This window comes from Marinobacter sp. W-8, from assembly GCF_044342215.1.
In the GTDB taxonomy this organism is placed as follows: Bacteria; Pseudomonadota; Gammaproteobacteria; order Pseudomonadales; family Oleiphilaceae; genus Marinobacter; species Marinobacter nauticus.
In genome coordinates, this window is record NZ_CP172297.1 from 2,183,060 (window position 1) to 2,203,233 (window position 20,174).

Sequence of the window (20,174 nt, forward strand, 5' to 3'; positions counted from 1 at the left end):
ACTGACAGGAAGCCTGATAATAATGAACAAGGTCACACCCCGTTTCCTCACATCCAGCCTGATAGCGCTTGGCCTGTTTTCTTGCGCCGCCTTTGGCCAGGAGACCCCTCGCTCCGATAAACACTATGTCGGACTGTTGGCGACAGCCATTGAACACCGCTCCATCGGGCAATCCGACGAGGATAGCTGGGGCCAGGCAGCGACACTGGTGATTGGCGGCCATCTGAGCGACCTGATTCATGCAGAAGTGCGGCTGGGCGGAGGCCTGGCAGACGCCGAGATTTCCCGTGGCGACCTGAGCCTGGCCGTCGACTACTTCGGCAGCTGGTACATGGGCCTGCACTACCCCATCGGTGAGCTTGGCAATGTCTATGCCCAGGCTGGCTTTACCCATGTCAGCGGGGAGGCAACCCTCGACAACCGGGATGCCGACGCCAATGCCCAGTTTCGGGATATCGAGGGCGATTACCCGAGCAGCAGCTTCAGCTTCAGCTGGCTGGCCGGCCTGGACCTGGAACTGATGGATAACACCTACCTGGTTTTCGAGGGCGGCAAGCTGTTTGAAGACACGGACACCAGCGCCAATGCCTTCCAGTTCTCCTCAGGTATCCGTTACGAGTTCTGATGCCGGATATGCCAGCACCGATGGATTTTCGGGTTGCGCTGAAAATCCTTGTCCAGAGTGCTGGCACTCACCTCTTTCACTTCAAACTCTGACTCCAGCGCCTCATCCAGCCTGAACTTACGGAAGTTATTGGAGAAAATCAGCAGGCCATCACTGGACAGTCGTGCCATGCACTGCCGCACCAGATCGGCATGATCGCGCTGAATATCGAGAACGCCAGCCATCCGGGCTGAGTTTGAGAAGGTGGGCGGGTCCATGAAAATCAGATCAAAGGTCTGATTCGCGGTTTTTCGGTCTGCCAGCCAGCCCAAACAGTCTGCCTGTTCGACGACATGCTTGCGCGGATCTGCCGAGTTGAGAGCCAGGTTATCCTGAGCCCAGCTGACGTAGGTTTTGGACATGTCCAGGCTCAGGGTGCGGCTGGCTCCGCCAACCGCTGCGTGCACGGTCGCTGCGCCGGTATAACAGAACAGGTTCAGAAAACGCTTGCCCCTGGCATGTTGCTGGATCCAGTAACGTACCGGGCGATGATCCAGGAACAGGCCGGTATCCAGATAGTCTTTCAGGTTCACCTTCAGGGCGCAGCCATGCTCGTGCACATTGAAGTACTCGCCGGTCGCAGCCTGTTTTTCATACTGCCGGGTACCGGTCTGGCGTTGACGTTGCTTGCACACCAGATCCTCCGGCGCGACCTCAAGCACCTCGGGGATCACAGCCATGGCTTCGGCAAGGCGCTCTCTGGCTGCCTTTTCGTCAACGGATTTGGGAGCCAGGTATTCCTGAACATGTACCCGCCCCTCATAGATATCGATCGCGAGGGCATATTCCGGCATATCGGCATCGTACAGGCGGTAACAGCCAATGTTCTGCTTCCTGGCCCACTGGCCAATCGTTTTCAGATTCTTTTTCAGACGGTTGCGCAGCATGTCTGCCCGTTCGACATTGGCGATACGAGGCATAATCTGCCCCGGCGCGGCCGGATCACGGGGCGTGCGGGCATTCTCCGGCTGTACTTCAAACAGCAACAGCTGCGCCGGCAGTTTGCCATTGAACAACTTGTACTGCTTGAAACTTCGCAAACCAAGAGACTTCCCAAACTCAGGTGCACCGGTGAACACGCCCAGGCGCCATCCGATCAGCTCACGGGCCACAACCTCTCCAAGGCTCTGGTACAGGGCCGCCAGTTCCTTGCGCTCACTCAACCGCTCACCGTAGGGCGGGTTGGTCAGCACCAGGCCAGTATCGCTCCAGTCATTCTTGCGAGTGAATTCGGAAATCGGCCTGGCGTCTACGCGAACGATACCTTCCAGGCCAGCTCGCAGGATATTCTTCTCCGCGGTCGCAATCACGCGGCCATCCTGATCAAAGCCAGAAAAAGTGGGAATGCGCCCCTGCTTGCCCTCATGGGCCCGACGCTCCGCTTCCTGGCGCAGCGCTAGCCAGAGCTCGGGCTGGTGTCCTGGCCACTTTTCGAACCCGAACCGCTCCTGCTTACGCCCCGGCGCAATGTCCAGCGCCATCAACGCAGCTTCAACCACCAGCGTACCGGAACCGCACATCGGGTCCACAAAGTCACCACCGTTAGCGGCAATCTCTGGCCACCCCGCCCGCAGCAGCAAAGCCGCTGCAAGGTTTTCTTTCAAGGGCGCGATACCCTTTTCGGTTCGGTAGCCCCGCAAATGAAGACTGTGGCCACTCAGATCAATCCCCAACGACAAGCGACCCCGGTTCAACCGCGCCGATACCGTGACATCCGGGTCTTTCGGAGCGACCGAGGGCCTGGGTGCACCGGCACCCCGAATGCTGTCAACAATGCCATCTTTCACTTTCTGGGCGCCAAACTGAGTGTTCCGGATGGCTTCGTTCTGGCCAAGAAACGTTACCCGGAAGCTCCCCCCCGCGGGTATATGGGCCTGCCAGTCAAGATCCACGACACCGGCATAAAGTTCGTCGGCACTCCGGGCATCCACATCCGCCACATTCAGAATCACCCGGTTCGCCAGGCGGGACCACAGACAGGCCCGATAGCCGCTCTCCAGTTCGCCCTCAACCCAGACACCGGCGGGCGCATTCCGCACAAGGTTCAGGCCGAATTCTTTCAATTCATCGGCCAGGAGGTACTCGACGCCTTTGGGGCAGGTTACGAAAAAGACATGCTTGGACAAGATCAACTCCTGGTTTTCTGAATAGGGCCGGTAAGTTTCCGGAATGGCAGTAAAAGCCTTTTAGCGACTGTCATCGTTATTTCACAAAAATATAAAAGAAGCGCCACATAGATGAAATAAATAGTGTACACCGGCGCGAGGTTCGTCTTACCTTGTAGTTGACGCGTCGTTCCGGAGGCCGAATAAAAGTCTCCGTTAACAGGATCCTGACTGCTCTGACCGGAGCTGGCAATAGTGGGTTGTCCCGGAGAGGCTCCCGACTGCCAAGGTCACTGCAGATGTGTACACGCTTGTTCTGTTAATCCATCAGTGAGGAACGGCATGAAAAGACAGAAGAGAGACATGTACGCTCGTGCATTCAAGCGGGGTTATCTCGCTGGCGTGTCCGGCAAATCCAAAGACAGCTGCCCGTTAGAACAACCGGAAGTCCGCCAGGAATGGCTGAACGGGTGGCGAGAAGGCCGCACAGATAACTGGGAGGGCATGACCGGCGTCTCCGGCATCCATAAACTGGCCAACGTAACCGCAACATAATGGCCAACCCCGTTTAACCCTGATCTGTTTTTTTCAGTTTTTACGCACAAATCACAATCAGAGCAGTAACCAGAGCAACCCAAACGGGGCCTCCCGCCCCGTACCATGCGAAGAAGCGCTACGGGGTTTATTCCCCGCAAGGGCCCGCTCAGCGGGCCCACCTTCTTTCTGGCCTCAGCTGATTTCTTTCCGGATTGCTTCCACAGCTTCGTTGATCAACGACGGGCCTCGATATATAAACCCGGTGTAGATCTGCACCAGCTTTGCGCCTGCCCGAATCTTCTCTGCCGCACTGTCGCCATCCGTGATGCCGCCCACACCAATAATCGGCAGCCGGTCGCCCAGCTCCGCATACAGCCCCTGAATCACCTTCACAGAGGCTTCCCGTACCGGTGCACCACTGAGACCGCCCGCCTCCTGCTCGTGAACGTGCCCCTTCACCGCCTCCCGGCTGATCGTGGTGTTGGTGGCAATAACTCCATCCAGGCCAGCCTCCAGCAATGCAGCAGCCACAAAGCGAATGCCCTGCTCGTCCATATCCGGTGCGATTTTTACTGCCACCGGCACATAGCGGCCATGTTTTTGCTCACACGCCGCCTGCTCTTCCTTTATGGCGTGCAAAAGCTGCTTGAGCGAATCGCCAAACTGCAGATCCCGGAGGCCCGGCGTATTGGGAGACGACACATTGACCGTGATGTAGTCGGCATAGGGGTAAACAGCCGCTATTCCTTTACGGTAGTCCTGTTCCGACTGTTCATTCGGGGTGTCTTTGTTCTTGCCGACATTAATGCCCAGTACGCCCCGGTAACGACGGTGACGGACATTGGCAATGAGGTGTTCCAGGCCTTCATTATTGAACCCCATGCGGTTAATGATGGCGCGGTGTTCCGGCAACCGGAACATTCGGGGTTTTGGATTCCCGGGCTGTGCCAAAGGCGTAACAGTACCCACTTCGATAAACCCGAAACCGAGAGCACCAAGAGCATCAATGTGATCGGCGTTTTTGTCCAGCCCAGCAGCCAATCCAACCGGATTCGGGAATTCCAGGCCCATCACGTTGACCGGGCATGGCTCCGGCTGTCGGGTAAATGTATTCAGGATGCCCAGTTTTTGAGCAACATCCAGGCTGCCAAGGGCAACATTATGGGCCTGCTCCGGGGGCAATCGGAACAGCAGGTTTCTCAGAAGGCCGTACATCGTCAAACTCCTTTCTCCGGGTGGCGGGAGTATACCGAAAGTTTTCCACACCATCTTGTGTAAACCCCAATTAGTCCCAAAAACCCCGCCCTGTATAGCCTCCCGACGCTTTTCCACGGAATCTGTGGATAACCCTGTTGAAAATTGCGGGGCAAGCGCCCCGACCCCTTGATAACTGCGCCAGCCTACAAATTGATCAATTTTTAACCAGTTATTTTCCCCTTATTTATCAATAGTTTAAATAGATAAAATTAACATTTGACGGCTTTGGTAACAAAATGCTAACGGGTAACCAATTCGTCATGATGTGCATAAATCGATCACAGCCAGGCCATTAATTCCACCCATTTCTGCATTTATTCCCGTTATACTTCCCTCATCGCGAAAAGCCCGGAGTGAATCCAATGGAACAGCCCGATCAACCCAGCCAGCAGCGCCAGAATAATCTCGAATCCGAGAAGCATGCGGCGACCCGGGTCACGATCATTGGCATGATTCTCGATGCCGTTCTGGGCATCATAAAAGTCATTGGCGGCACTCTTTTTAATTCCCAGGCGCTACTGGTGGATGGTATCCATTCCTTTACCGATGTGGCATCGGATTGGGTGGTTCTGGCGGTCATGCGTCTGTCCCGTAAGGAGCCAGATGCGGACCACCCATACGGACACCAGCGAATCGAAACCCTCGGCACTCTGGTACTGGGCAGCATTCTTATTGCCGTGGGCGCCGCCCTGGCCTGGGAGAACATTCTCAGGCTCCTGTCCGGTGAAGCGCAGCTGGTTCCGGGCTGGCCAGTGCTGGTAGCGGCCGCGGCCTCGGTAGCAGGCAAGGAATGGATCTACCGTTATACCCGCCATGTTGGCATGAAAATCCGCTCAGACCTGATCATTGCCAACGCCTGGCACAGCCGTACCGATGCATTTTCGTCAGTGGTCGTTCTGGTATCTACCATCGGTGCCATGCTGGGTTTCGTGTGGCTCGACGTGGTAGCCGCCGTCCTCATTGCAGCCATCATTGTGCACATCGGCTGGAAATTCACCTGGGACAGCGTGAAAGAACTGGTCGATACAGGCCTGTCCGAAGATGATACCCGGATGTTGAAAACCATTGCGCTGGAAACGGATGGCGTACGCAATGTTCATGAACTTCGCAGCCGTCGCATGGGGCACGATATCCTGCTGGACGTTCACCTGGTGGTTCGCCCGGAAATCAGCGTTTCCGAGGGGCATCAGATTGGTATGAAGGTGGTCACGGGCATGCGGGGTGCCCTGGAGAACATTCGGGACATCAACTTCCATATCGACGCCGAGAACGATGAAAAAGTGCCCCACGCCACCGACCCGGGGCTACCCGATCGCGAAGCACTTCGTCGCCTGCTGACAGAGAAGCTGGGAGAGCTTCCACCACAAAGCCGGCTCCGGCTTCATTACCTCAAGAATCGCATCCACCTGGAAATCTTCCTGGATGAAAACCATTCCGGGCCGCACCTGACCACGGAACAGGTTCGAGCGGTTCTGGCAGACTACCCCTGGTTTGGCAGCGTCCGGGTCTGGGTCGCTGCCACCTGACGCGCCGGTTTAACGGCGCCGGTTCTCCTCCATGCGCGAGAGGAATTCCTGCATCACCAGGGTATACAGCTCTCCGCCCAGGAACTTGTCTTCCACACCCGAGTCGATACTCGGGTTGTCATTCACTTCAATCACCGCCACCCGATTCCCGGCTTGTTTGATGTCGACACCGTAAAGCCCACTACCGATCAACCGGGTCGAATTCAATGCCGCCTGGATTACATTGCGAGGCACCTCGTAGGTGGGCATGGTTTCAAAACCGCCACTTTCCACCGTGGCACCACCGTGCTGGTAAATCTGCCAGTGACCTTTCACCATCAGATATTTACAGGCATAGATGGCCCGGCCGCCAAGCACACCAATGCGCCAATCGTAATCCGTGTAGAAGTACTCCTGAGCCAATACCAGCGCAGACTGCTTGAACAGATCTTTCAGCCCTGCCCGAAGTTCCTTTTCGTCCTTGGCTTTGATCACACCACGGGAAAAGGCACCATCCGGAATTTTGATGACCACAGGAAAGCCCAGTTCATTACTCACCTGTTGTACCGCATCTTTCTGATCCTTTGAAAGGATCAGCGTTTTCGGTGTTGGCACCTTGTTGTTTTTCAGCAGGTCCGCCAGAAACACTTTGTTGGTGCAACGCAGAATCGACACCGGGTCGTCAATTACCACCATCCCCTCGGCCTCTGCCTTGCGGGCAAACCGATAGGTGTGGTGATCAATAGCGGTGGTTTCGCGAATAAACAGACCATCATATTCCGGCAGGCGCATGTAATCCCGGCGGGTAATGCGCTCCACGTTAATACCCAGCTTTCGGCCGGCACGCTCAAAACGTTTCAGGGCCATCTCATCGCTCGGAGGCAACTCTTCCTCCGGGTTCACCAGCATAGCCAGATCAAAACGGTAGCGGCGACGGGTGCGGGGTTTGCGCCAGATCATACTGCTGAAGCGATCCAGGGCGGCCGCGAACAAATCCTGCTCACGCTCGTCAAGATCCGCCGGTGCCGCCGGCTTCATGGTTTCGATCTGCCATTGTTTGCGGTGACGGAACACCACTTCCAGAATCGGGCACGGAAACCGCTCGAACAGGGCACGGGCCACGGGCTTCAGGTCTGGATGTTCGGCCTGGCCAAAATAGGTTCGGATTCGTACTTCATGGGTAGCGTCCCGGTCATCGGTAGCGGGATCGATTTCGGATGCTGACCTTTCCAGCCACTGGATAACACTGCTGTCCAGTTCTTCGAGTTCGAGCGAAAACAGCCCCTTCCGGCTCAGGTCGTTGAGCGTCATGACCGATGGCACCACGTGGTGCCCGCGCGCCTCGGCCAGTAACGAACAGTAATAGCCCCTGCTCAGATACCTGGCACTCTGGCACAGGTTTATCACCCTGACGCGGCTGTTAGCCGGGGCGGTGAACTGAAGGTATTGATCGAAGGTAAGCACGTCTTCGCTGGGGTAGTACGGTGCCCAGTCTTTGGCGCGATCTACAACGATGAGCAATCGGGACATAAAGCGGCATTCCTCCCTGAAGGTAAGCCTGATAATTCCGGCAACAATACGCCCCATCCCCTTGCCAGACAATCGCCTGAAGATGCGTGCTTTTACGCATCATCCGCTGCTATGACGGGATGGCATCTGTCTACCATAATAGCGGCAATGAGAGTGCCCGCCAGGCGCTACCTTTTTTTGTTTAACCGGGTTCACCAGACCATGACCGATGTAATGCTCCGCCAAGCCCATGCCAGTGATCTGGATGCCCTCGTTCAGCTGGAGAACCGCTGTTTTACCGAGGACAGGATATCCCGGCGCAGCTTCCGCCGCTTTCTGGAGATGCCCAGGGACCGACTGGTTATCGCCGAACTGAACGGCGAACTGGTGGGCTACTGCCTGGTGCTGATGAATGCAGCCACCCGGCTGGCTCGGATTTACTCGATTGCAGTCTCACCCGTTGCCCGCGGCCGCGGTGTGGGTGAAAGACTGGTCCGTGAGGCGGAGAAGGAAGCGGTTGAGGCTGACCGCATCATCATGCGACTGGAAGTGCGTGAAGACAACACCGGGGCCATTGCCCTGTATCGTCGGCTGGGATATCGGCAGTTTGGCACCTACCGCGACTACTACGAAGATCACGGCGATGCCTTGCGGTTCGAGCGCCGGATTCTCTACTACGAGCCCTCTCGCGAATTTCTTCCGGTGCCCTATTACCCCCAGACCACCGAGTTCACCTGCGGTCCGTCTGCATTAATCATGGCGATGGCGGCCCTTGACGAACAGCAACCGGTTAGCACGCTGGAGGAGCTGAAAATCTGGCGTGAAGCTACCACCATCTTCATGCTGGCCGGGCACGGCGGTTGTGGCCCCCATGGGCTTGCACTATCTGCCTGGCACCGGGGCTTCGAGGCCAGCGCCTGGATCAGCCAGGAAGGCGCGCTGTTCAAAGATACGGTCCGCAACGACGATAAAAAGCGGGTACTGGAACTGGTGCACGAGGGGTTCCTGCACGATATCGGGCAGACAGAAATCCAGCTGCATCACGACCCGCTAACCCTGGAGGCAATGGAGAAAGCCCTGCATGACGGGCGCATCCCTGTCATCCTGATCAGCACCTGGCAACTGAACCGGAGCCGGGTGCCGCACTGGGTAACCGTGTGTGCGATCGATGAGGATTTCGTGTACCTGCATGACCCGGAAATCGATACCGAGGAAGGGGAAACCGTGGCCGACAAGCAATACCTGCCCATCGACCGACGGGTATTCGACAAGATGTCGCGCTATGGCCGCAACCAGCCCCTGCAGGCGGCGGTGATTGTCGGCCCCAAACGACACTGATCAGCCGGTCCGCAGGGCCGCTTCCTTCAGTTCCGAAATCTGATCCCGCAGGCGCGCCGCGGTCTCGAAATCCAGATCCGCGGCGGCTTTGTACATCTCGTCTTCCAGTTTCGCCACTTCCTTGAGGACCTCTTCCGGCGAGCGATTGCCTACCTTTACGCGATAATCCTCGGCTTCTTCAGCTGCCTTCTGCCCGGGACGCTCCGCTTTGCGCCGGCCACGACCACCGCCGCCCGCGGCACCCTCCATAATATCCGCGATCTTCTTGTTAAGACCGGTGGGGGTAATACCATGCTCCTCGTTGTGTGCCATCTGCTTGGCACGGCGACGCTCGGTCTCATCAATGGCCCGCTGCATGGAACCGGTGATCCTGTCGCCATACAGAATGGCCTTGCCGTTCACGTTACGGGCGGCCCGGCCAATGGTCTGTATGAGCGAACGCTCTGAGCGCAGGAAGCCTTCTTTATCCGCATCCAGTATTGCCACCAGCGACACTTCCGGCATATCCAGACCCTCCCGGAGCAGGTTGATGCCCACCAGCACGTCAAACTCGCCTCGCCGCAGATCCCGAATAATCTCTACTCGCTCCACGGTATCGATATCTGAATGCAGATAACGCACTCGGATGTCGTGCTCCATCAGGAAGTCGGTCAGATCCTCGGCCATGCGCTTGGTAAGCGTTGTGACCAGCACCCGCTCATTCACCCCGACGCGCTGGTGAATCTCAGACAGCAGATCGTCAACCTGGGTAGAGGCGGGCCGAACCTCAATCTCCGGGTCCAGCAGCCCCGTCGGTCGTACCACCTGCTCCACTACCTGGCCAGCATGCTCGGCCTCATAATTCCCCGGGGTGGCCGAGACAAAGATCATCTGGGGCGCAATTCGCTCCCACTCCTCAAACCGCATGGGGCGGTTGTCCAGTGCTGATGGCAGGCGGAAACCGTACTCCACCAGAGTTTCCTTACGGGACCGGTCGCCCTTGTACATGGCGCCAATCTGCGGGATGGTCACGTGGGACTCGTCCACTACCAGCAAAGCGTTGGGTGGCAGGTAGTCAAACAGTGTGGGTGGCGCTTCACCGGGGTTACGCCCGGAGAGATAGCGGGAGTAGTTCTCGATACCATTGCAGTAACCCAGCTCCAGCATCATCTCGATGTCGTAGCGGGTACGCTCCTCCAGCCGCTGAGCTTCCACCAGCCGGTTGTTATCCCGCAACTGCTGCAGCCGAACATCGAGCTCCTGCTTGATATGCTCGACCGCATCCAGCACGGTCTGCCGGGGCGTGACATAGTGGGACTTCGGGTAGATGGTCACCCGCGGCACCCGCCTGAGCACCTCTCCGGTAAGCGGGTCAAAATAGCTCAGGTTCTCCACTTCATCATCGAAAAGTTCGATGCGAATGGCTTCCTTCTCGGATTCTGCCGGGAAGACATCAATGACATCGCCCCGAACCCGATAATTGGCACGGTGGAACTCGATGTCATTGCGGGTGTACTGAAGTTCCGCCAGCCGGCGCAGGATATACCGTTGATCCATCTGGTCACCCCGGTCCAGGTGCAGCATCATTTTCAGATAGGACTGCGGATCACCCAGACCGTAGATGGAAGAAACCGTCGCGACAATGATGGCATCCGGCCGCTCGAGCAGAGCCTTGGTGGCCGACAGCCGCATCTGCTCAATGTGCTCATTGATGGAGGCGTCTTTTTCGATAAAGGTATCGGAAGACGGTACGTAGGCCTCTGGCTGGTAGTAATCGTAGTAGGAGACAAAGTACTCCACCGCGTTATCGGGGAAGAACTCCTTGAACTCGCCATAGAGCTGTGCCGCCAGGGTCTTGTTGTGGGCCATGATGATGGTTGGTCGCTGCACCTGCTGAACCACATTGGCAATCGTGAAAGTCTTGCCAGAACCGGTTACCCCGAGCAGGGTTTGATGGGCAAGCCCGGATTCAATGCCGTCAACCAGTCCCGCAATCGCTTTGGGCTGGTCACCAGCAGGTTGGTAGGGCGAATCAACGCGAAAGGCCCCTTCCCTTGCACTGGATGCTTTGTTGGCCATATCTGGCGTTTTAACCTCCGGACACCGGAAACGACGGAATATTTGCGTCGCATCCTCAAGAAATTTAGCGTTCTGGCAGCTTCATGATACCATCTGTGCGATCGACGGCTGGGTGAAAAATCAGCCAGTAACTTTGGCTCCAGTTGCCCGGCCGATCGCAGCCCAATAAGACGCAGCTTTAAGGAGCTCAAGTTTGGACCTTCAACTTTCCAGCCGAGTACAGGCGATCAAGCCTTCCCCAACCCTCGCAGTTACCAATAAAGCCGCTGAACTCCGTGCGGCCGGCCAGGACATTATTGGCCTCGGTGCTGGCGAGCCTGACTTCGACACCCCCGATCACATCAAACAGGCGGCTATCGACGCCATCAACAACGGCCAGACCAAGTACACTGCCGTGGATGGTACGCCCGCACTGAAGAAAGCGATTATTGCGAAGTTCAAACGGGACAACGGCCTGGAATACGAAGCCAACCAGATACTGGTAAGCAGTGGTGGCAAACAGAGCTTTTTCAACCTCGCCCTGGCGACACTGAATGAAGGCGACGAGGCCATCATTCCCGCACCCTACTGGGTTTCCTACCCGGATATGGTGCTGGTGGCCGAAGGCAAACCGGTGATCATCGAAACCACCGCAGAGACTCGCTTCAAGATCACGCCGGAACAGCTGGAAAACGCCATTACTGAGCGCACCCGCCTGTTCGTGATCAACAGCCCGTCCAACCCCAGTGGCATGGCTTACACCATGGAAGAGCTGCAGGCCATCGGTGAGGTGCTTAAAAAGCACCCGAACATCATGATTGCCACCGACGATATGTACGAGCCGATCCTGTGGACTGGCAAGCCGTTCTGCAACATCCTGAACGCTTGCCCGGAGCTGTATGACCGCACCTTCGTACTGAACGGTGTCTCCAAGGCCTACTCCATGACTGGCTGGCGTATCGGCTATGCCGCTGGCCCGGCAAAAATCATCGGTGCCATGAAGAAGATCCAGTCTCAGAGCACCTCGAACCCCTGCTCTATCTCCCAGGCCGCCGCAACAGCCGCTCTGGACGGCGATCAGGCGTGCGTGGGCGAGATGGTCAAGGCTTTCAGGGAACGCCACGACTGGCTGGTAGCGGCCCTGAACAAACTGCCTGGTGTGGACTGCCTGAACGGTGACGGCACGTTTTATGTCTTCCCGAGCTTCCAGGGTGCCATCGATGCCACTGACGGCGTGAGCACCGATGTGGAATTCGCCGAGAAGCTGCTGACCGAAGCCGGCGTGGCTCTGGTTCCGGGCTCTGCGTTTGGCTGCCCGGGGCACATGCGGCTGAGCTTTGCCACCAGCATGAATAACCTGCAGAAGGCGGTCGAGCGTTTGCAGAAGGCTCTTGGCTAAAATTTTAAGCTGAGGGGTTGACGGGGCGGTATGGCCAACTTAATATACGCGCCTCGTCACATGACGACGTTCCCCGATAGCTCAGTTGGTAGAGCAACGGACTGTTAATCCGTTTGTCGCTGGTTCGAGCCCAGCTCGGGGAGCCACTATTTCGAAAGCCCGCTAGTTCTCTGAATTAGCGGGCTTTTTTGTGCCATAACGAAACAAAACCAGCCTGCTAAATGTGGCGCTGCGGCGGTACGGGAAGGCCTTTCCAAAAACCGCTACGAGCACATCCCTGTGCGCTTCTCTCCGGCCATCCGTGGCCTCCGAAATTTTTGGAAAGGCCTTCCCGTACCGCCGACAAAGTCACGGAGTATAGTCAGAACGAAACTACCTCGGCGTAGATCGCTTCCAAAGCAGCCAAGGGATCCGGCGCCTGGGTAATCGGGCGACCAATCACCAGGTAGTCAGATCCAGCCTTAAGGGCATCGGTCGGGGTCATGATGCGTTGCTGGTCTCCTTTGTCGGCGGTCAGTGGCCGGATTCCCGGTGTGATCAGTTGGAAGTCACTGCCCTGCTCCGCTTTCAGACGGGGAGCTTCCTGAGCGGAGCAGACGACGCCATCCAGGCCGCTGTTTTTCGTCAGGGTTGCAAGCCGGGAAACATGGGCTTCTGCCGAACCGGTAATACCGATACCAGCAAGGTCCTCGTCAGACATGCTGGTCAATACAGTAACCGCAATCAGGAGCGGGCGGTCATTGCCGAACGCTTCCAGGCGTTCACGGCAGGCCACCATCATCTTCTCGCCGCCTGAGGCATGCACATTCACCATCCACACGCCCAGTTCCGCCGCTGCGACCACCGCAGCCGAGGTGGTATTAGGGATATCGTGAAATTTCAGATCCAGGAAGATATCGAATCCACGACTCTGCAGCGCTTTTACCAGATCCGGGCCTGAGCGCGTAAACAGCTCCTTGCCCACTTTCAGGCGGCATTTTGCAGGATCAAGCTGATCTGCCAGGGCCAAGGCGGGATTCTGGGAGGGAAAGTCGAGCGCGACGATGATTTTCGGGTCGTTCGGATTTTGCACGTTCAGATTCCTGGGTAGAGGTACTCGGGATGGATCAAAGCGGGGTTATTCTGCCTCTACGCCCTGGATGGGGCGCACGGTTTCCCACTGTTTGCAGCTTGGGCACAGCCAGTGTAACTGTTGGCCGGAGAATCCGCAGCTTACGCAACGGTAGACCGGGCGGTTGGCGAGAATCAGGTGCCCTATCCTGCTGACGAGGCGCCCTTCATCGGTGGTCATGCCTTTTTCATAACCCGCCATCTCCACCAACCGCAGAAGCCCCCGCACGGAAGGCCGGGTTTCCAGCTCCATGCGCAGCAAATCAATGGCCGCAGGCCGGCCAGAGGAACGCTCAACCGATTCCACCAGGGCCAGCAGCAGACTGGTGCTGGGATACTGTTCATAGAGCTTACGGAGCTTTTTATAAAGGCGGGAAACATCACCATGCTCCCGCTCCAGCTTCATCAATCTGTCTATCGCTTCTGGCCCGAACTCCGGGTTTTGATCGAAGATCTTCAGGGATTGGTTTGCCGCCTCCCGAAAATTCCCCTGCCGGATCTGAAGCTTCATCAGTAACAGGGTTGCCCGTACACAGGAGCGGTCGTAATCCAGCGCCTCTTTGGCCAGCTTCTGTGCTGTCCAGCGATCGTCGTTGCGGATCAGTGCGGCATCAGACAATTCACAGGTAATGTAAGCCAGCGCTTTGAAGGTAGCTGGATCTGCATCTCCACGGGTTAGCGTTTTCGCAACTTGTGCCGCTTTTTCCCACTCTCGCTCCTGCTGGTACAACTCGATCAGCGAGCGCGCAGAACGACGACCGTATTCCCGGTCACCCATCAATTGGTGAAACAGTGCTTCGGCCCGGTCGAGCAATCCGGCGTTAAGGTAATCCATTGCCAGCTCCAGGGTAACCTGGGGCGAATAGCGGGCCGGAAGTTCAGGCCGGGCAAGCAGGTTCTGGTGAATCAGAATGGCGCGGTCTGTCTCTCCCTTATTCCGGAAATGGCTGCCAATGGAGAGATGCAGGCTGACGGTATCTTTGTTGACGGCAAGGGATTGAACGAAGTTCTCGACGGCCTGATCAGAGTAGTTGGTAAAGAGAAACTGCAGACGGTCCCGAACGGAATCCTCGTCCATAATGGCTCGGGAGGCGCGGCCAGAGCGGTTTCCGTATCGACCTACAGCCCAGCCAGCGGCAACGGCCGCCGTCAGAAGCAGCCACTGAAACAGCATGTCCATCAAAGTGCCCGGTCGTTTTGTGCCCTGGATTTTTCGAGTGCGTGCTCTGTCCGCTCAAGACGCTTCTGCAGATGACGGCGCGATACAGACGTCCGGACGGTAGCCATGGTAGTCACAAGCACCCCAACCAGTGCACCAATCACAAACGCCATGATGATCCAGACAGCAACGCCATGGGGCTGGGTTTCGAACAACAGGAAGTTGAGCGAGACCGCCATCTGATTATTCAGGGAAAACACCAGCGCCAGAAGAATCAGAACCAGAACCAGCAAGGTAATTAGGATCTTCCGCAGTCCTGCCATGTCTTAAGCGCTCCCAACGGGTCAGATGCCCGGTATGTGAGGTTTCGTGTGTTAATTGCCTTCTCGGGGCCTCAGAAACCTTTTTTCATGCTGTCGTTGACCTGCTCTCGCAGCTCTTTGCCGGGCTTGAAGTGCGGCACAAACTTGGCTGGCAGTTGCACGGCGTCTCCGGTTTTCGGGTTACGTCCGGTGCGGGCAGCCCGATGATGCAGGGAAAAACTGCCAAATCCACGGATCTCAATTCGCTGGCCGTCGGCAAGGGACTGAGACATATGCTCGATGATGCTTTTCACCGCGAGCTCAACATCCTTTACGGAGAGCTGAGTCTGCTTAGAAGCGATCAGTTCAACCAGTTCGGACTTCGTCATGAGGCTTTTCCCTCTGTCGTTATTATTCCGCAGCAAATTACCGGGTCTCAATGCCTCTAGTTTAGCCAAACCAGAAAAAAACACAAAAAAAACGGGCTCTTAGAGCCCGTTTTTTTGACACCAACCGGAAACTTAGTCCTTGTTAGCGTTCTGCTGCTGCATCTGCTCCTTGATCAGGTCACCGATGGTGGTGGCACCTGAGGATTCTGCAGCCTTACTGCGTACGTTTTCCAGGGCCTGCTTGTCGTCCTCAACGTCTTTGGACTTGACAGACAGGTTGATCACGCGGTTTTTGCGATCGATGCTGATGATCTTCGCTTCAACTTCTTCGCCTTCCTTCAGAACGTTACGCGCGTCTTCTACGCGGTCACGGCTGATTTCAGAGGCTTTCAGTACCGCTTCAACTTCTTCGTTCAGGGCAATGGTGGCGCCTTTGGCGTCAACCGCAGATACGGTGCCCTTAACGATGGAGCCCTTGTCGTTCAGCTGAACGAACTCGGCAAACGGATCGCTTTCCAGCTGTTTGATGCCCAGGGAGATGCGCTCACGCTCTGGATCAACAGACAGGATAACGGTTTCAACTTCGTCGCCCTTCTTGTATTCGCGAACGGCTTCTTCGCCAGTCTCGTTCCAGCTGATGTCAGACAGGTGAACCAGACCATCGATGCCACCGTCCAGGCCGATGAAGATACCGAAGTCCGTGATGGACTTGATCTTGCCGGAGATACGGTCGCCCTTGTTGAAGTTGCTGGAGAAATCTTCCCACGGGTTGGCAACGCACTGCTTGATGCCCAGAGAGATACGACGACGCTCTTCGTCAATATCCAGGATCATCACTTCTACTTCGTCACCTACCTGAACAACCTTGGACGGATGGATGTTCTTGTTGGTCCAATCCATTTCGGATACGTGGACCAGACCTTCAACACCCTCTTCCAGCTCGGCAAAGCAGCCGTAGTCGGTCAGGTTGGTTACGCGAGCAGTAACCTTGGAACCTTCCGGGTAACGACCTTTGATGTCGACCCAGGGATCTTCGCCCAGCTGCTTCAGACCCAGAGACACACGGTTGCGCTCACGGTCAAACTTCAGGACTTTAACATTGATTTCGTCGCCCACATTCACGATTTCGCTCGGATGCTTGATGCGCTTCCAGGCCATATCAGTGATGTGCAGCAGGCCGTCAACACCGCCCAGGTCTACGAATGCACCGTAGTCGGTCAGGTTCTTGACGATACCCTTGATTTCCAGACCTTCGGTCAGGGTTTCCAGCAGAGCTTCACGCTGCTCGCTGTTTTCAGCTTCCAGAACGGCGCGGCGGGAAACAACCACGTTGTTACGCTTCTGGTCCAGCTTGATAACCTTGAATTCAAGCTCTTTGTTCTCCAGGTGCGCAGTGTCGCGAACCGGACGAACGTCTACCAGGGAACCCGGCAGGAAGGCACGGATGCCGGCCAGATCAACAGTGAAACCACCTTTGACCTTGCCATTGATAATACCCTTGACCACTTCCTCAGCTTCGAAGGACTTCTCGAGAACCTTCCACGCTTCAGCGCGCTTGGCCTTTTCACGAGACAGACGGGTTTCACCGAAACCGTCTTCAACTGCATCGAGAGCCACATCGACAACATCGCCGACAGCTACTTCCAACTCGCCTTTTTCGTTCAGGAACTGGGAGGCGGGGATAACGCCTTCGGACTTCAGTCCGGCGTTAACGGTGACCCAGTCGTTGTCGACGTCAACTACGGTTCCCTGGACGATGGAACCCGGTTGCATGTCAATTTCTTTTAGACTTTCTTCAAAAAGATCCGCAAAGCTCTCGCTCATTATGTGCCCTATATGATCAACGCAAGTGTGCTCCGTGTCACCAGCAACACGGTCTGTTAACGATGTCCGGAATCAGCCAGCGGCTGGCAGAGTACGCTGTTCCGGCATTTCAACGACAAAAAGGTGTAGTCAGGCCTGACCTGCTGCGGCCATACACCTGTCTAACACCTCTTCGATACTCAAACCCGTAGAATCAATGACTTGCGCATCATCTGCAGGCTTGAGGGGGGCCGCAGAACGGTTCATATCCCGCTCGTCACGTACCCGTATCTCCTCTAAAAGGGCGTCAATGTTAACATCGACACCGGCTTCCTTCAACTGATTGTAGCGCCTGCGGGCCCGCTCCTCGGCACTGGCGGTCAGGAAGATTTTGACCGGTGCATCCGGAAAGACCACCGTACCCATATCGCGGCCATCGGCCACCAGCCCGGGCGCCACCCGGAAATCCCGCTGGCGCTGCAACAAGGCATCGCGCACCGGTTGCATGACGGCGACTTTTGACGCGTTATCACCGCAGGTCTCGGTGCGGATTTCGGAGGTAACATCTTCCCCGGCCAACAGAACCTTCGCAGGCTCACCCGGAGGCGTCGGCATGAACGCAACATCGAGCCCTGCGGCAACCCGAACCAGTGCCGGCTCGTCGTCCAGCGCAACCCCTTGGCGGGCAGCCGCCAGGGCCGTCAGCCGATACAAGGCACCACTGTCGAGCAGATGCCAGCCCAGTTTGCGGGCCAACATCTGGGTAACGGTACCCTTGCCAGAACCGCCAGGGCCGTCAACCGTAATTACCGGTGCCTTGCTATTACTCATCAATCACTACCTTCTGCGTTAATTCGAATACCTGTCTGCAATGCCAGATCAACAAAACCCGGGAACGATGTAGCCACGTTGGCGCAATCGTTGATCCGGATAGGTCCGGTTGCGCGCAATGATGCCACCGCAAACGACATGGAAATGCGATGATCACCATGGCTTTCCACGGTACCGCCGCCTATTTCCTGGCCGCCATCTATAATGATGCCGTCGGGTGTCACGGTGGTCTCCACACCCAGAGCCGCGAGACCGTCCGCCATCACCTGGATACGATCACTCTCTTTCACCCGAAGTTCCTCGGCGCCGCGCAATACCGTGCGCCCTTCGGCACAAGTTGCAGCGATAAACAATACCGGGAACTCGTCGATAGCCAGCGGCACCTGCTCTTCCGGAATGTCGATGCCCTTCAAACGGGCTGACTGTACCCGAAGATCGGCTACCGGCTCTCCACCGATGACCTTCTCATTGAACACTTCAATGTTGGCACCCATCTGTTTCAGGATATTGATTACACCTACACGGGTGGGGTTCATGCCAACGTGGCGAAGCGTCAGGTCAGAATCTTCGGCAATACTGGCCGCCACCAGGAAAAACGCGGCCGAGGAAATATCAGCCGGCACATCAATGGCGCAAGCAGACAGTTTGCCTCCACCGGTGACACTGGCAGTCGCACCATCGCGGTGAACGTGGTAACCGAAACCCTCCAGCATGCGCTCGGTATGATCCCGGGTTGGCGCCGGCTCGGTCACCGAGGTAACACCCTCAGCGTAGAGTCCCGCCAGCAGCAGGCAGGATTTCACCTGGGCACTGGCCACCGGCATTTCGTAATGAATGCCCGTGAGCGCATGTCCACCCCGAATCTTCAACGGCGGCCGACCACCTTCACCGGTGTCGATGACCGCTCCCATGGCACGCAGTGGATCTGCCACGCGCCCCATAGGCCGCTTCGACAAACTGGCATCGCCCGTGAGCTCAGAATCGAAGGGCTGAGCGGCCAGCAATCCGGCAAACAGGCGCATGGCCGTACCCGAGTTGCCCAGATACAACGGGCCACGGGGCGCCTGCAGGCCTTTCATACCGACGCCGTGAATGCGCACGAAGCCGTCATCCGGACCTTCGATGGTGACGCCCATATCCCGGAACGCCTGCAGGGTGGCAAGACTGTCCTCCCCCTCCAGAAAGCCCTTCACTTCGGTAGTCCCCTCAGCCAGGGCACCGAGCATGATGGAACGGTGAGACATGGATTTGTCGCCCGGAACCCGGATGTCACCTCTCACGGTGCCGCCCGGCTGCATTTGGAATGTCACCTGTTTATCGCTGTTGTTAGTCACGTACGCCTGTCCTGAAAGCATTTTGGAAAAATGTTCCCGCGCCGCCTTGGCACGGCTGAAAACCCTGAGCAACGTGGCACCATCGCCACAGGCAATGGCAGCGCGGAGTTGATCCAGATCTTCGGTAAAATGGTCTATTACCCGGAGTACGGCATCCCGGTTGGAGAGAAAAATGTCGTGCCACATCACCGGATCGCTTGCGGCAATCCGGGTAAAATCACGGAACCCACCTGCGGCGTAGCGGAAGATATCCATATTCTCATCTTCGCCCGCCAGAGTGTCTACCAGCGAAAAAGCGATCAGATGGGGTAAATGGCTGGTGGCCGCGAGCACCTCATCGTGATACCCCACCGACATGGTAAGCACGGTCGCACCGGCACCTTCCCAGACGGTCCGCAAACGCTTCAGGCCGTCTTGGTCGGCATTTTGCGCCGGCGTCAGGATTACCTTGTGATTGGCAAAAAGATCGGGCCGGGCCGCACGAATACCGCTCTTCTCGGAACCGGCGATGGGATGGCCCGGTATCACCCAGGGTGGCAGTTCTCCGAATACCGCCTCCACATCGGCAACAAAACTGGATTTGGTGCTACCCACATCAGAAAGAATGGCGCCCTCTTCGATGACGGGCCGGATTTGTTCCAGCACCGCACGGGTGGCCCGCACCGGAACGGCCAACACCACCAGATCACTGCCCTTTACGGCCTGCTCAATGGAATCCGCAGCCTCGTCAATTACACCCAGTTCAACGCCGAGAGCCAGTTCATCCTGTCGGGTATCAAAGCTGCTCACCGTACCCGCAAGCCGTTGCGTGCGTATGGCGCTGGCCAGAGAACCGCCTATCAGCCCCAACCCGATAACCGCAACCCGACGAAAAGGCGCACTCGGAACTGTCACT

16 protein-coding genes and 1 tRNA gene are annotated in these 20,174 nt (G+C 56.9%); 6 read left to right on the forward strand and 11 right to left on the reverse strand.

Features of this window, described 5'->3' with window-relative positions; all coding sequences use genetic code 11:
* Positions 1 to 22 precede the first annotated feature (22 nt).
* On the forward strand, positions 23 to 625 hold the full coding sequence (locus ACF8YQ_RS10200) for an outer membrane beta-barrel protein (protein ID WP_396621301.1): 603 nt from the start codon (positions 23 to 25) through the stop codon (positions 623 to 625).
* On the opposite strand, the gene rlmKL is transcribed toward ACF8YQ_RS10200, so the two are convergent.
* A complete protein-coding gene (gene rlmKL / locus ACF8YQ_RS10205) occupies positions 613 to 2,790 on the reverse strand; it encodes a bifunctional 23S rRNA (guanine(2069)-N(7))-methyltransferase RlmK/23S rRNA (guanine(2445)-N(2))-methyltransferase RlmL (protein ID WP_396621302.1) in 2,178 nt (725 codons plus the stop codon). The genes ACF8YQ_RS10200 and rlmKL overlap by 13 nt on opposite strands.
* A gap of 321 nt (positions 2,791 to 3,111) precedes the next feature.
* Between rlmKL and rmf the strand changes: the two genes are divergently transcribed.
* A complete protein-coding gene (gene rmf, locus ACF8YQ_RS10210; RefSeq protein WP_011784548.1) occupies positions 3,112 to 3,324 on the forward strand; it encodes a ribosome modulation factor in 213 nt (70 codons plus the stop codon).
* Between the two features lie 174 nt (positions 3,325 to 3,498).
* Here rmf and ACF8YQ_RS10215 read toward each other — a convergent pair whose 3' ends face one another.
* Complete coding sequence (locus ACF8YQ_RS10215) at positions 3,499 to 4,521, reverse strand: quinone-dependent dihydroorotate dehydrogenase (protein ID WP_206852300.1); 1,023 nt, start codon at positions 4,519 to 4,521, stop codon at positions 3,499 to 3,501.
* A 404-nt stretch (positions 4,522 to 4,925) separates the two neighbouring features.
* Between ACF8YQ_RS10215 and ACF8YQ_RS10220 the strand changes: the two genes are divergently transcribed.
* Entirely contained in the window at positions 4,926 to 6,089 is a 1,164-nt protein-coding gene (locus ACF8YQ_RS10220; protein ID WP_396621303.1) for a cation diffusion facilitator family transporter, read from the forward strand.
* A 9-nt stretch (positions 6,090 to 6,098) separates the two neighbouring features.
* Here ACF8YQ_RS10220 and ACF8YQ_RS10225 read toward each other — a convergent pair whose 3' ends face one another.
* A complete protein-coding gene (locus ACF8YQ_RS10225) occupies positions 6,099 to 7,598 on the reverse strand; it encodes a RimK family protein (RefSeq protein ID WP_396621304.1) in 1,500 nt (499 codons plus the stop codon).
* Positions 7,599 to 7,799: 201 nt separating this feature from the next.
* Here ACF8YQ_RS10225 and rimI point away from each other — a divergent pair, with 201 nt between their 5' ends.
* Positions 7,800 to 8,915 carry a ribosomal protein S18-alanine N-acetyltransferase gene (gene rimI / locus ACF8YQ_RS10230; protein ID WP_396621305.1) on the forward strand — a complete coding sequence of 372 codons (1,116 nt, stop codon included), beginning with the start codon at positions 7,800 to 7,802 and terminating at the stop codon, positions 8,913 to 8,915.
* Here rimI and uvrB read toward each other — a convergent pair whose 3' ends face one another.
* Positions 8,916 to 10,973, reverse strand: a complete 2,058-nt coding sequence (uvrB, locus tag ACF8YQ_RS10235) for an excinuclease ABC subunit UvrB (protein ID WP_153741065.1) — start codon at positions 10,971 to 10,973, stop codon at positions 8,916 to 8,918.
* Between the two features lie 193 nt (positions 10,974 to 11,166).
* Here uvrB and ACF8YQ_RS10240 point away from each other — a divergent pair, with 193 nt between their 5' ends.
* Positions 11,167 to 12,351, forward strand: a complete 1,185-nt coding sequence (locus ACF8YQ_RS10240; protein ID WP_396621306.1) for a pyridoxal phosphate-dependent aminotransferase — start codon at positions 11,167 to 11,169, stop codon at positions 12,349 to 12,351.
* A 70-nt stretch (positions 12,352 to 12,421) separates the two neighbouring features.
* Positions 12,422 to 12,497: transfer RNA gene (locus tag ACF8YQ_RS10245), tRNA-Asn, on the forward strand.
* Positions 12,498 to 12,712: 215 nt separating this feature from the next.
* Here ACF8YQ_RS10245 and pyrF read toward each other — a convergent pair.
* The 7 genes from pyrF to ACF8YQ_RS10280 all read right to left on the reverse strand — a co-directional run bounded on the left by pyrF (position 12,713) and on the right by ACF8YQ_RS10280 (position 20,173).
* The gene (gene pyrF, locus ACF8YQ_RS10250; RefSeq protein ID WP_396621307.1) at positions 12,713 to 13,423 is read right to left on the reverse strand and encodes an orotidine-5'-phosphate decarboxylase; all 711 of its coding nucleotides are present in this window, start codon (positions 13,421 to 13,423) and stop codon (positions 12,713 to 12,715) included.
* Positions 13,424 to 13,468: 45 nt separating this feature from the next.
* Positions 13,469 to 14,641, reverse strand: coding sequence for a lipopolysaccharide assembly protein LapB (gene lapB / locus ACF8YQ_RS10255; protein WP_396621308.1), 1,173 nt, complete (start codon positions 14,639 to 14,641; stop codon positions 13,469 to 13,471).
* The gene (locus ACF8YQ_RS10260) at positions 14,641 to 14,943 is read right to left on the reverse strand and encodes a LapA family protein (protein WP_011784539.1); all 303 of its coding nucleotides are present in this window, start codon (positions 14,941 to 14,943) and stop codon (positions 14,641 to 14,643) included. The genes lapB and ACF8YQ_RS10260 overlap by 1 nt, the downstream gene beginning before the upstream one ends.
* 71 nt (positions 14,944 to 15,014) lie before the next feature.
* Entirely contained in the window at positions 15,015 to 15,311 is a 297-nt protein-coding gene (locus ACF8YQ_RS10265) for an integration host factor subunit beta (protein ID WP_011784538.1), read from the reverse strand.
* 132 nt (positions 15,312 to 15,443) lie between these two features.
* Entirely contained in the window at positions 15,444 to 17,135 is a 1,692-nt protein-coding gene (gene rpsA / locus ACF8YQ_RS10270; protein ID WP_011784537.1) for a 30S ribosomal protein S1, read from the reverse strand.
* A 129-nt stretch (positions 17,136 to 17,264) separates the two neighbouring features.
* Positions 17,265 to 17,945, reverse strand: a complete 681-nt coding sequence (gene cmk / locus ACF8YQ_RS10275; RefSeq protein ID WP_023008146.1) for a (d)CMP kinase — start codon at positions 17,943 to 17,945, stop codon at positions 17,265 to 17,267.
* A complete protein-coding gene (locus ACF8YQ_RS10280; RefSeq protein ID WP_396621309.1) occupies positions 17,945 to 20,173 on the reverse strand; it encodes a bifunctional prephenate dehydrogenase/3-phosphoshikimate 1-carboxyvinyltransferase in 2,229 nt (742 codons plus the stop codon). Before ACF8YQ_RS10280 ends, cmk begins: the two co-directional genes overlap by 1 nt.
* Between the last annotated feature and the right edge of the window lies 1 nt (position 20,174).